The organism is Streptomyces sp. NPDC007162 (assembly GCF_040634175.1).
Taxonomy (GTDB): domain Bacteria; phylum Actinomycetota; class Actinomycetes; order Streptomycetales; family Streptomycetaceae; genus Streptomyces.
In genome coordinates, this window is the sequence record NZ_JBEYFC010000258.1 from 1 (window position 1) to 12222 (window position 12222).

A 12222-nucleotide genomic window follows, 5' to 3' on the forward strand; every position below is an offset into this window, starting at 1 on the left:
GTCTGGCGCGCTAAAACTATCGCCGCTAGTTTGTGTGCCGGAGATCCGGCCCCGCCAGGAGGAAGCAGCATGAAGGCACATGACGGCCTGTACATCGACGGCGCCTGGCGCGCCGCCGGGAGCCGGGACGTGATCGAGGTCGTGAACCCGGTCGACGAGCAGGTCATCGGCCGGGTCCCGGCGGGTGGCGCGCTCGACGTCGACACCGCGGTACGCGCCGCCCGCGCCGCCCTGGCGGCATGGGCCGCCACCCCGCCCGCCGAGCGGGCCGCCCGGCTCGCAGCGCTGCGCGACGTCCTGGCGGCCCGCAAGGACGAGATCGCCGAGACGGTCGGCGCGGAGCTGGGCGCGCCGCTGAAGTTCTCCCAGGCCGTGCACGCGGCCGTGCCGATCGCGGTCGCGGGCTCCTACGCCGAACTGGCGGCCACCCATCCCTTCGAGGAGAAGGTCGGCAACTCGACCGTCCACCAGGAGCCGGTCGGTGTGGTCGGCGCGATCACCCCCTGGAACTACCCGCTGCACCAGATCGTCGCGAAGGCGGCCCCGGCGTTCGCCGCCGGCTGCACGGTCGTCCTCAAGCCCGCCGAGAACACCCCGCTCACCGCCCAGCTGTTCGCGGAGGCGGTGCACGAAGCGGACTTCCCCGCCGGTGTGTTCAACCTGGTCACCGGTCTCGGTCCGGTCGCCGGACAGGCGCTCGCCGAGCACCCGGGCGTCGACCTGGTCTCCTTCACCGGCTCGACGGCCGTCGGCAGGCAGATCGGCGCGACCGCCGGGGCCGCGGTCAAGAAGGTGGCCCTGGAACTGGGCGGCAAGTCCGCGAACGTCATCCTCCCGAGCGCCGACCTCGCCAAGGCCGTCAACGTCGGGGTGGCCAACGTGATGTCCAACTCCGGCCAGACGTGCAGCGCCTGGACCCGGATGCTGGTGCACTCCGGTCAGTACGACGAGGCGGTGGAGCTGGCCGCGGCAGCCGCCGCCAAGTACGGGGAGAGGATCGGTCCCGTCGTCAGCGCCAAGCAGCAGGCGCGGGTGCGGGGTTACATCGAGAAGGGCATCGCGGAGGGCGCGCGGCTGGTCGCGGGCGGCCCCGAATCCCCTCGCGAAAAGGGCTTCTTCGTCCACCCGACGGTCTTCGCCGACGTGACCCCCGAGATGACGATCGCGCAGGAGGAGATCTTCGGCCCGGTCCTGTCGATCCTGCGCTACGAGGACGAGGAGGACGCCCTGCGCATCGCCAACGGCACGGTCTACGGCCTCGCGGGCGCCGTCTGGGCCGGGGACGAGGAGGAGGCAGTGGCCTTCGCCCGGCGGATGGAGACCGGGCAGGTCGACATCAACGGCGGGCGGTTCAACCCCCTCGCCCCGTTCGGCGGTTACAAGCAGTCGGGCGTCGGCCGTGAACTCGGCGCGCACGGTCTCGCCGAGTACCTCCAGACCAAGTCCCTGCAGTTCTGAGGAGATCGCCCCGATGGCTTTCCAGGTCCGCGCCGCCGTACTGCCCGCCGTGGGCGCCCCGCTGACGGTCACCGCGATCGAGCTCCCAGACCCGGGCCCCGGACAGGTCCGCGTCCGGCTCGCCGCCGCCGGTGTCTGCCACTCCGACCTCTCCCTCTCCGACGGCACCATGCGGGTGCCGGTCCCGGCGGTCCTCGGCCACGAGGGCGCGGGCACCGTGGTCGCCGTGGGCGAGGGCGTCACCCGGCTGGCACCCGGCGACCGTGTCGTCCTCAACTGGGCGCCCTCCTGCGGACGTTGCCACGCCTGCGCGCTCGGCGAGGTCTGGCTCTGCGCCAACGCCCTGAACGGCTCCGCCGACGTCTACGCCCGCACGGCGGACGGCACCGACCTGCACCCCGGCCTGAACGTCGCCGCGTTCGCCGAGGAGACGGTGGTCGCCGAGTCCTGCGTCCTCCCGCTCCCGGCCGGCGTCCCGCTCACCGACGCGGCCCTCCTCGGCTGCGCGGTCCTCACGGGCTACGGCGCCGTCCACAACTCGGCGCGCGTCCGCGAGGGCGAGACCGTCGCCGTCTTCGGTGTCGGCGGGGTCGGCCTGGCCACCGTCCAGGCGGCCCGGATCGCGGGCGCGTCCAGAATCGTCGCCGTGGACGTGTCCGCGGAGAAGGAGGGTCTGGCGCGGGCGGCGGGCGCCACGGACTACGTGGTCGCCTCCGACACCACGCCCCGCGCGATCCGCGCCCTCACCGGCAAACAGGGGGTCGACGTCTCCGTGGAGTGCGCCGGCCGCGCGGTCAGCATCCGCGCGGCCTGGGAGTCCACCCGCAGGGGCGGCCGTACGACCGTGGTCGGCATCGGCGGCAGGACGGAACAGGTCACCTTCGACGCCCTGGAGCTCTTCCACTGGGGCCGCACCCTCGCCGGCTGCGTGTACGGCAACTCCGACCCGGCCCGCGACCTGCCGGTGCTCGCCGAGCACGTCCGGGCGGGCCGCCTGGACCTTGGGATGATGGTGACGGAACACATCGCCCTGGAGGGCATCCCGGCGGCCTTCGAGAACATGACGGCGGGCAAGGGAGGCCGGGCGTTGGTGGTCTTCTGACCGGCCGTCACGGCATGACTTGTCCGGAACGGGGCTCCCTGCGACCGACTTGGTGCCGACGGATTTCGGGCGGAAGGCAGGGGCGCGGCCGGGGTGTGGGGACGCTCACCTACGCCGTCTCCCGCACCCGCGCGAACTGTTCGTCCAGTCCGTCCAGCAGCGCCCGCACCCCCGTCTCGAACGCCCGCTCGTCGATCTTCTCCTGCTGTTCCGCCAGCAGGTGCGCCTGCCCCAGGTGCGGATAGTCGGCCGGATCGTACGCGCTCGCGTCGTCCACGAACCCCCCGGCGAACGACCCCAGCGCCGAGCCCATGACGAAGTACCGCATCAGCGCCCCGATCGACGTCGCCTGCGCCGCCGGCCACCCCGCGTCCACCATCGCGCCGTACACCGCGTCGGCGACCCGCAGTCCGGCCGGGCGCCGGCCCGGCCCGCGGGCCAGCACCGGGACGATGTTCGGGTGGTCGCGCAGCGCGGCCCGGTACGACACCGCCCAGTCGTGCAGTGCCGTCCGCCAGTCCCGGCCGTCGCCGGGCTCGAACATCGACAGGTCGACCTGCGCGCTGACCGAGTCCGCGACCGCTTCCAGGATCTCGTCCTTGGTGCGGAAGTGGTTGTAGAGCGAGGGCCCGCTCACCCCCAGCTCGGCCGCCAGCCGTCGGGTGGACACGGCCGCGAGTCCTTCCGCGTCCACGAGTTCCCGGGCCGTCCGGACGATCCGGTCGGTGCTGAGGAGGGGCTTGCGCGGTCGGGCCATGGCGCACATAGTAGGGCCGGGAGAAGAAACTAGCAGTGCTAATTTAAAGGGTGGTCGCATGGTGAACCTGGGGCTCGGCGAGGAGCAGGCCGCCGTACGGCAGCTCGCCCGGGACTTCGTCGAGCGCGAGATCGCCCCGCACGTGGTCGCCTGGGACCGGGCCGAGGAGGTCGACCGGGGCATCGTGAAGAAGCTCGGCGAGGTGGGCTTCCTCGGGCTGACGATCGACGAGGAGTACGGCGGCTCGGGCGGCGACCACCTGTCGTACTGCCTGGTGACCGAGGAGCTGGGCCGTGGGGACTCCTCGGTCCGCGGGATCGTCTCCGTCTCCCTCGGGCTCGTCGCCAAGTCGATCGCCGCCTGGGGCGACGAGGAGCAGAAGCGGCGCTGGCTTCCCGGGCTGACCTCCGGTGCTCACATCGGCTGCTTCGGCCTCACCGAACCCGGTACCGGCTCCGACGCGGGCAACCTCACCACCCGCGCCGTGCGCGAGGGCGACCACTACGTCGTCAACGGCACCAAGATGTTCATCACGAACGGCACCTGGGCCGACGTCGTGCTGCTCTTCGCCCGCTCCACCGACGCCCCCGGCCACCGGGGCGTCTCCGCCTTCCTGGTGCCGGCCGACACCCCCGGCCTCACCCGCCGCGCCGTCCACGGCAAGCTCGGTCTGCGCGGCCAGGCCACCGCCGAACTGGTCCTTCAGGACGTCCGGGTGCCCGCCGCCGCGATGCTCGGCCCGGAGGGCAAGGGTTTCTCGGTCGCCATGTCCGCGCTCGCCAAGGGGCGGATGTCGGTCGCCGCCGGCTGCGTCGGCATAGCGCAGGCCGCGCTCGACGCCGCCGTGCGGTACGCGGGGGAGCGGGAGCAGTTCGGCACGCCGATCGCCGGGCACCAGCTGGTCCAGGAACTCATCAGCGACATCGCCGTCGACGTGGACGCGGCCCGGCTGCTGACCTGGCGCGTCGCCGATCTGGTCGACCGCGGGCTGCCGTTCGCCACCGAGTCCTCCAAGGCCAAGCTGTTCGCCTCCGAGGCCGCCGTGCGCGCCGCCAACAACGCCCTCCAGGTCTTCGGCGGCTACGGCTACATCGACGAGTACCCGGTGGGCAAACTCCTGCGCGACGCCCGGGTGATGACCCTCTACGAGGGCACCAGCCAGATCCAGAAACTGCTCATCGGGCGGGCACTGACGGGCGTCTCGGCGTTCTGAGTACGCCCTGAGTACCTCGGCGGATGTGGCGCGGCCCACCTTCGCCGATGCTCGTCCCATGAGTGACACACCGGTCAGAAACCAGAACACGGCCGCCTTCTACGGCCAGGCCGTCGCCTCCTTCGGCATCGCCATGACGGCGACTGTCATCGGCATCTTCAGGCTGCACGCGGACGCCTGGGTGCGTGGCTTCCTCGGCATCGCCGTCCTCTACCTCGTCACCTCCGCCTTCACACTCGCGAAGGTCATCCGTGACCGTCAGGAGGCCGGGCAGATCGTCAGCCGGGTCGACCAGGCGCGGCTGGAGAAGCTGCTCGCCGAACACGACCCCTTCGAGAAGCTCTGACCTCGCCCGGGGCGGCGCACAGCTCTGAGCGGGCACACTAAGCGCTCGCTCAGCTTCGGCGGTATGGTGGAGCTCCGGTACCGAGAGGGGCGAGCGAGCGATGAGTACGGCGGAGGACACGACCGGCGGCGAGATCGAGCCGTGGGAAGAGGTCACCCCTGACGCGGCCCGGCGCCTGCTGGTCGCCGCCGTGGAGGCCTTCGCCGAGCGCGGCTACCACGCCACCACCACCCGTGACATCGCGGGCCGTGCCGGCATGAGCCCCGCCGCGCTCTACATCCACTACAAGACCAAGGAAGAGCTGCTCCACCGGATCAGCCGCATCGGTCACGACAAGGCCCTGGACATCCTGCGGACGGCCGCCCGGCGCGAGGGCACCGCCGCCGAGCGGCTCGCCGACGCCGTCAGCTCCTTCGTCCGCTGGCACGCCGGCCGGCGCACCACCGCCCGGGTCGTGCAGTACGAGCTGGACGCCCTCGGCCCCGACGCCCGCGCCGAGATCCTAGCCCTGCGCCGCCAGGTGGACGCGGAGGTGCGCGGGATCATCAAGGAGGGCGTCGCGGCCGGCGAGTTCGACGTCATCGACGTCGACGGCACCACCCTCGCGGTGCTGTCGCTGTGCATCGACGTGGCCCGCTGGTTCAACGTGAACGGCCCCCGGACCCCCGAGGAGGTCGGCGCGCTCTACGCCGACCTCGTGTTGCGGATGGTCGGGGCCGAGTAGCCACGGGGCCGCTCAGACGTAGTACCGGGACACCGACTCCGCGACGCAGACCGGCTTCTCGCCGCCCTCGCGCTCCACGGTGAACGCGACGGTCACCTGGACACCGCCGGTGACCTCCTCGGCGCCGGTGATCGTCGCGGTGGCGCGCAGCCGTGAGCCGACCGGCACGGGGGCGGGGAAACGGACCTTGTTGGTGCCGTAGTTCACGCCCATCTTCACGCCCTCGACCTTGATCAGCTGAGGGCCGAAGAGCGGCAGCAGCGACAGGGTCAGATAGCCGTGCGCGATGGTCGTGCCGAACGGGCCGGCGGCCGCCTTCTCCGGGTCGACGTGGATCCACTGGTGGTCGCCCGTCGCGTCCGCGAACAGATCGATCCGCTTCTGGTCGACCTCCAGCCAGTCGGTGAAGCCCAGCTGCTCGCCCACGGCCGCCTTCAGTTCGTCGGGGGAAGCGAAGATCCTCGGTTCTGCCATGTTGCCGGCCCTCTCGCGCTCACGGGTCACACCCACATTGTCTAAGCAACTGCTTAGCATGGTCGCGCGGGGAGCCGCTGTCAACGGACCGCGGCCCGCGCCCGATGGGTAGTGTCTGCGGGGTGCCGCAGATTCCCGAGGAGATCCACGAGCTGAGCGTCGGCCAGTTGTCCGCGCGCAGCGGCGCCGCGGTCTCCGCGCTGCACTTCTATGAGGCCAAGGGGCTCATCAGCAGCAGGCGGACCTCCGGCAACCAGCGCCGCTACACCCGCGACACGCTGCGCCGCGTGGCCTTCGTCCGGGCGGCGCAGCGCGTCGGCATCCCGCTGGCCACGATCCGCGAGGCGCTCTCGGAACTCCCCGAGGAGCGCACCCCGACCCGGGAGGACTGGGCCCGTCTCTCGCAGGCGTGGCGCGCGGAACTCGACGAACGCATCCGGCAGCTCGACCGGCTGCGCGACCACCTGACCGACTGCATCGGCTGCGGCTGCCTGTCGCTGGCCACATGCGTCCTGTCCAACCCGCACGATGCCTTCGGTGAACGGCGGGCTGGCTCCCGCCTGCTGCCTCAGGAGGGGGCGTAATGCGGGAGGAGGGGCAGTAGGGGGGTGCGGCATCCCCGGCGCACCCCCAGGTGGTCAGGCCGACATGAGCAGCCGCCCGCGCCTGGCGTAGGCCAGGGCCTCGGCGGTGAGCACCGGACGCGGCACCAGGATCCCGCAGTCCGCGCAGACCGGACCGGCGGAGGGCTCGTGGTCCAGGTCGTACTTCCAGATGAGGCGCTCCCCTTCGCACACCGGGCAGCCCGTGCCCGGTTCGCGCTCCAGGGCGGCGATCAGCCGTCGCAGCACCTCGGCGAGCGGTTCGTCGGGATGGACCCGTGGGTCGTCGCACCAGGCCACTCCGAATCCGCCCCAGGTCAGCCGGTGCCAGTCGTCCACGCTGCCCGGGCGGCGCAGCCCGTCGTGCTTCTCCTTCTTGCGGCGGGAGGCGAAGTCGACCTCGTAGGCGAGCCAGACCGCCCGCGCCTCCTCCAACTCGTCCAGCGCGCCCACGAGACGCACCGGATCGGGGGACCGGTCCTCAGGACCGAACCCGGCCCGCGCACACAGATGGTCCCAGGTCGCGCGGTGCCCGTACGGAGCGAACCGCTCCAGGCACTTGCGCAGCGAATAACGCCGCAGCGCCAGATCGCACCGTGGGTCTCGCACCTGTCTCGCCAGACTCCGGAAACCGGCCATCGCCCTGCACCTCCGTCACACCTGTCCCTGCACTTCGGTCACTTCGGCGTCGCCGCACGGGCTCCGCGCGACGTTGCCGTATAGACGTATCGACACTCGAATCGGCTCCATCCGATTTCCGATGCCGCCCATAAGGCCGCCCGCCTTGACCGGCGGCCGATGGCGCCGCCGACGCGGGCGACATGTTGAAAACTTGACGCATGTTCATCTTCAATCCCGGGGATACCGGCGGTAACGTCCGGCCCACCCCCGTCGTTGAGGAGCCGCCATGCCACGGCGCACCAGACATCACGCGTTGTTCGACAAACTGAGAACTCCCCGCAGGCTCCCCGGGTTCCTGAAAGCCGCATCCGTATGCGCGCTGATCGCCGGGCTGCTCTCCCCGCTCGCCCAGACCCCCGCCGCCGCGGCGGCCTCCAACGACTACTGCGGCGGGCAGTGTTCCGACATCCTGCCGCCCGGCGAGAACGGCAACGCCACTCTTGCCCAGATCCTGCTCAACCAGGCCTTCGGCACCCAGCCGAGCCACGCCGAGGACCAGCTCGGCCCCTACGCCAACCTGGCCACCGGCTACTCCACCCTCACCGACGCGAAGATCAACACGTTCTTCAACGACGCGTCGTTCGGGGTCGCATCGAGTCAAGTCGCCTCCACGGAGAGCCCGGCCGGCCGCAGCGACGTGACCATCGTCCGCGACAAGGCGACCGGGGTGCCTCATATCACCGGTACCACCAGATACGGCACCGAGTTCGGCGCCGGTTATGCCGCAGCTGAGGACCGGCTGTGGCTCATGGACGTGTTCCGGCACGTCGGGCGCGGCCAGCTCACCTCCTTCGCCGGTGGTGTCGCCTCCAACCAGGGCCTGGAGCAGGAGTTCTACCGCAACGCGCCCTACACCGAGGCCGACCTCCAGGCGCAGATAGACAACGCCATCGCGAACAACGGCGCCCGCGGCCAGCAGGCCCTCGCGGACGCGAACGCCTACCTCGACGGCATCAACTCCTACATCGACGCCTCCGACAGCGGCCGTTACTTCCCCGGCGAGTACGTGCTGACCGGCCACAAGGACTCGATCACCAACGCCGGCACGATCGACCACTTCAAGATCACCGACCTGGTGGCGCTGGCCTCCGTGATCGGCACGCTGTTCGGCTCCGGCGGCGGTGGCGAGGTCAACAACGCCATCTCCCTGCTGGCCGCCCAGGAGCAGTACGGGGTGACCGAGGGCACCAAGGTCTGGGAGTCGTTCCGCGAACGCAACGACCCCGAGGCCGTGCTCACCGTCCACGACGGCAAGAGCTTCCCCTACGGCACCAAGCCCGCCAGTCCCCAGGGTGAGGCGCTGCCGGACGCCGGATCGGTGACGACCGAACCGCTGGTCTACAACGCCACCGGCACCGGCGCCGACCAGAGCGCCAGTGCCGCCTCCGCCGCGGCGACCGCGACCGCGCTCAGCTCGGCCAAGCGCGGGATGTCCAACGCGCTGGTGGTCAGCGGCAAGTACACCGCGAGCGGCCACCCGATCGCCGTCTTCGGACCGCAGACCGGCTACTTCGCCCCGCAGCTGCTCATGCTCCAGGAGATCCAGGGCCCGGGCATCAGCGCCCGCGGCGCCTCGTTCGCCGGCCTGAGCATGTACGTCGAACTCGGCCGGGGCCAGGACTACTCGTGGTCCGCCACGACCTCCGGCCAGGACATCATCGACAGCTTCGCCGTCGAACTCTGCCAGGACGACTACCACTACCTGTACCACGGCACCTGCACGGCCATGGACAAGGTCGAGCAGACGAACTCCTGGAAGCCGACCACGGCCGACGGCACGGCCGCCGGCTCGTACACCATGCGGGTCTGGAAGACGAAGTACGGACCCGTCGAATACCGGGCCACCGTCGGCGGCAAGAAGGTCGCCTACACCACCCTGCGCTCCTCCTACATGCACGAGGCCGACTCGATCATCGGCTTCCAGATGCTCAACGATCCCAGTTATGTGAACAGCCCGCAGACGTTCCAGAGCGCGGTGCAGCACATCAACTACACCTTCAACTGGTTCTACGCCGACTCCTCGCACACCGCGTACTACAACAGCGGCAACAACCCGGTGCGCGCGAGCGGTGTCGACCCGGAGTTCCCGGTCTGGGGCCAGGCCGCCTACGAGTGGCAGAACTGGGACCCGACCACCAACACGGCCGACTACACCCCGGCCTCGCAGCACCCCCAGTCCATCGACCAGGACTACTACGTCTCCTGGAACAACAAGCAGGCGCTCGACTACACGACCGCCAGCTGGGGCGACGGCTCGGTCCACCGGGGCAACCTCCTCGACGACCGGGTGAAGAAACTCGTGGCAGCCGGGGGCGTCACCCGCTCCTCGCTTGTCAAGGCCATGGCGGACGCGTCGCTCACGGACCTGCGGGCCGAGGACGTGGTGCCGGATCTGCTGAAGGTGATCAACAGCAGTACGGTCACCGACTCCACGGCCGCCGCGGCCGTCAGCAAGATCCAGACCTGGCTCACCGCGGGCGGCAAGCGCACGGAGACGTCGGCGGGCTCCAAGACCTACGCCAACTCCGACGCCATCCGGATCCTGGACGCCTGGTGGCCGCTGCTGGTGAAGGCCGAGTTCCAGCCCGGCCTCGGTTCCGACCTGTACACCGCGTTCACCGCCAACCTGCCCGTCGACGAAGCCCCGTGGGCCGCACACGGACCCACCGGCTCACACGCCGGCAGCTCCTTCCAGTACGGCTGGTGGAGCTATGTCGACAAGGACATCCGTTCGGTGCTCGGGCAGAGCGTGTCCGGGCCGCTGGCCGAGCAGTACTGCGGCGGCGGCAGCCTCAGCTCCTGCCGGGACATCCTGATCAGCACCCTGAAGACGGCGGCCGGCACCAGCGCGTCCACCGTCTACCCCGGGGACTCGCTGTGTTCGGCGGGCGACCAGTGGTGTGCCGACTCGATCGTCCAGCGCACCCTGGGCGGCATCAAGCACTACAACATCAGCTGGCAGAACCGGCCCACCTTCCAGCAGGTGGTGGAGTACACCTCGCACCGGTGACACCCGCACGGCGGCGGGGTCACCCGATGCGCCCCGCCGCCAGCACCAACCGCGCCAGTTCGGGGTGCACGATGTCACTGTGCGCCCCGGTCGGCGGACCGCCCCGGTTCACGACCGCCGCCGCGTCGACGTTCACACAACCCGACGCGGCGAGCGGTCCGCGCAGCGCCGCCGCCAGGTCCAGCGACCCGGTGCCCGGCACCGCCTGGACGCCGTCGTGGCCCATCGCGCCCCACTGGTCGCCCAGCAGCCGCGCCACGTCCGCGCCCAGGGCCGACTCGCAGTCGTCCGCCATCCGGGAGGCCAGTGGGTACAGCGTGCCGAGCGCCTCGTCGAAGTGGGAGTAGCAGCACACCAACGGGCCGTCGATCCGGTTCTGCTGACCGTGCAGCACCCCGCTGGTGCGCGGGTCCTGGGGCAGCCGGGCGGCGAACGCGTAGTGCGAGAAGGCGCCTTGCAGCAGGGTCACGGACTTCACCGTGCGCACCCCGTCCGGCAGCCCGCGCAGCGCGAAGGACACCAGCCGGCCGCCGAAGCTGTGCCCGACCAGATGCACCCGCACGTCGGGCGCCGCCTGTGCCAGTTGCCCGACCACCGGTCCGAGGCCATGCTCCCCGACGGTGCCCGCCCGCCGCTTCATCGCGTAGTACGTCGCCTGCCGCAGCAACTCCTTCGCCCCGTCCCACGGGTTCGGCAGCGCGAACCCGGCCGCGCTCCCGCCCTCCCGCAGGGACGCGACGGCCCCCGCGAACTCCTCGCACAGCCGCGTCGCCTCCCCGCTGAACAGCACCGGCTCGCTCTGCGGGACGCCTTCCGCGATCGTGTCCGCCGCGAACAGCGGCTGCGGGCCGCCGGGCAGGACCTCGACCAGCAGCCGCACCAGGCGCCCGAACTCCTCGAGCTCACCGGCCGGCCGCTGGTCCAGCATCCGGGCGATCTGGTCGACCACCGTGGCCCGCCCCGGGAACGTCTCCAGGAGCGCGTGCCGGGTGTCCTTGTCGAGGACCGGGGCCGGGGACTCCTCCGCCTCCGCGGCCACCACCGACTTCGGGAAGTCGGGGATCGGTTCGTCGCAGAACCGCATCGACGGCCAGACCACCCCGACGTACCCGAGTCTCGCCCTCGGCGCGAGCCCCGGCATCGGGGCGAAGAAGTGCCGGTACAGGGCGGTCGCGCCGGTACGGTCGTTGTTCCAGCCGTGCGCGAAGACGATCAGGTCACGGACACCGCGGCCGGTGACCTCGGCCAGCAGCCGGTCGCGTTCGGCGCCGTCCGGATCCCCGTCCGCGTCGAAGGTCAGCTCCCAGTAGGGAGCCACGCTCATCCCAGGATCCGCCATACCAGGCTCCTCGCCGCCCGAACCGGTGCGATGTGCGCGCATCGTCCCGCTCCCGGGCAACGTTGGCCATACGCCGCGCCTCACCTGTAGAGGAGAAATTCCTTTCGCACCCGGCGGAAGGCGGCCAGGTCGTCCTGCCAGGCCCCGACGATCTCGTCGGGGCCCGCACCCGCGTCGACCATCGTGCGGACCGTCGTGGATCCGGTGAGCGTGTCGATCCAGTGGTCGGCGCGCCAGGCGAAGCCGCTCCACACCTTCCTGGCGGTGACGAGCAGCGCCACGCCGGTGCGCACGGGGTCGTAGGCGGCCCGGTCGTGCACGTGGATCTGCACCCCGCCGACGGTCCTGCCCTGGAACTTCGAGAACGTCGGCGCGAAGTACGCCTCCCTGAACCGCACGCCCGGCAGTCCCAGCTCGCCCACGGCGGCGGCCCAGCGGGCGTCGACGCCCTCGGCGCCGAGGAGTTCGAAGGGGCGGGTGGTGCCCCGGGGAACGCCCGCAGCGTACGGGCGTTCC

General features: G+C 71.2%; 11 protein-coding genes and 1 pseudogene. 7 read left to right on the top strand and 5 right to left on the bottom strand.

Annotated features, from left to right (window positions below; genetic code table 11):
- Nucleotides 1-69: 69 nt before the first annotated feature.
- Both ABZ646_RS26830 and ABZ646_RS26835 read left to right on the top strand, forming a co-directional pair.
- Nucleotides 70-1458: an aldehyde dehydrogenase family protein gene (locus ABZ646_RS26830; protein WP_360523899.1), complete on the top strand. Its 1389-nt coding sequence runs from the start codon at nt 70-72 to the stop codon at nt 1456-1458.
- A gap of 13 nt (nt 1459-1471) precedes the next feature.
- Nucleotides 1472-2560, top strand: a complete 1089-nt coding sequence (locus ABZ646_RS26835) for a Zn-dependent alcohol dehydrogenase (protein WP_360523902.1) — start codon at nt 1472-1474, stop codon at nt 2558-2560.
- A 109-nt stretch (nt 2561-2669) separates the two neighbouring features.
- Here the strand turns inward: ABZ646_RS26835 and ABZ646_RS26840 are convergent, their stop codons facing one another.
- On the bottom strand, nt 2670-3317 hold the full coding sequence (locus tag ABZ646_RS26840) for a TetR/AcrR family transcriptional regulator (RefSeq protein WP_360523905.1): 648 nt from the start codon (nt 3315-3317) through the stop codon (nt 2670-2672).
- A gap of 61 nt (nt 3318-3378) precedes the next feature.
- Between ABZ646_RS26840 and ABZ646_RS26845 the strand changes: the two genes are divergently transcribed.
- The 3 genes from ABZ646_RS26845 to ABZ646_RS26855 all read left to right on the top strand — a co-directional run bounded on the left by ABZ646_RS26845 (nt 3379) and on the right by ABZ646_RS26855 (nt 5600).
- Nucleotides 3379-4530 carry an acyl-CoA dehydrogenase family protein gene (locus ABZ646_RS26845; RefSeq protein ID WP_360523925.1) on the top strand — a complete coding sequence of 384 codons (1152 nt, stop codon included), beginning with the start codon at nt 3379-3381 and terminating at the stop codon, nt 4528-4530.
- 58 nt (nt 4531-4588) lie between these two features.
- Nucleotides 4589-4876, top strand: coding sequence for a YiaA/YiaB family inner membrane protein (locus ABZ646_RS26850; protein WP_360523908.1), 288 nt, complete (start codon nt 4589-4591; stop codon nt 4874-4876).
- Between the two features lie 100 nt (nt 4877-4976).
- Nucleotides 4977-5600 carry a TetR/AcrR family transcriptional regulator gene (locus ABZ646_RS26855; protein ID WP_360523911.1) on the top strand — a complete coding sequence of 208 codons (624 nt, stop codon included), beginning with the start codon at nt 4977-4979 and terminating at the stop codon, nt 5598-5600.
- 12 nt (nt 5601-5612) lie between these two features.
- On the opposite strand, the gene ABZ646_RS26860 is transcribed toward ABZ646_RS26855, so the two are convergent.
- Nucleotides 5613-6074, bottom strand: coding sequence for a MaoC family dehydratase (locus ABZ646_RS26860; protein WP_360523928.1), 462 nt, complete (start codon nt 6072-6074; stop codon nt 5613-5615).
- A 122-nt stretch (nt 6075-6196) separates the two neighbouring features.
- Here ABZ646_RS26860 and soxR point away from each other — a divergent pair, with 122 nt between their 5' ends.
- A complete protein-coding gene (gene soxR, locus ABZ646_RS26865; RefSeq protein WP_360523914.1) occupies nt 6197-6658 on the top strand; it encodes a redox-sensitive transcriptional activator SoxR in 462 nt (153 codons plus the stop codon).
- Between the two features lie 54 nt (nt 6659-6712).
- Here soxR and ABZ646_RS26870 read toward each other — a convergent pair whose 3' ends face one another.
- Nucleotides 6713-7315 carry a hypothetical protein gene (locus ABZ646_RS26870; protein WP_360523917.1) on the bottom strand — a complete coding sequence of 201 codons (603 nt, stop codon included), beginning with the start codon at nt 7313-7315 and terminating at the stop codon, nt 6713-6715.
- Between the two features lie 268 nt (nt 7316-7583).
- On the opposite strand from ABZ646_RS26870, the gene ABZ646_RS26875 reads away from it, so the two are divergent.
- Nucleotides 7584-10367, top strand: coding sequence for a penicillin acylase family protein (locus ABZ646_RS26875; protein ID WP_360523919.1), 2784 nt, complete (start codon nt 7584-7586; stop codon nt 10365-10367).
- A 19-nt stretch (nt 10368-10386) separates the two neighbouring features.
- Here ABZ646_RS26875 and ABZ646_RS26880 read toward each other — a convergent pair whose 3' ends face one another.
- Nucleotides 10387-11706 carry a serine-threonine protein kinase gene (locus ABZ646_RS26880; RefSeq protein ID WP_360523922.1) on the bottom strand — a complete coding sequence of 440 codons (1320 nt, stop codon included), beginning with the start codon at nt 11704-11706 and terminating at the stop codon, nt 10387-10389.
- Nucleotides 11707-11786: 80 nt separating this feature from the next.
- Nucleotides 11787-12222 (bottom strand): annotated as a pseudogene (locus ABZ646_RS26885) (DUF1343 domain-containing protein); the annotation flags it as partial.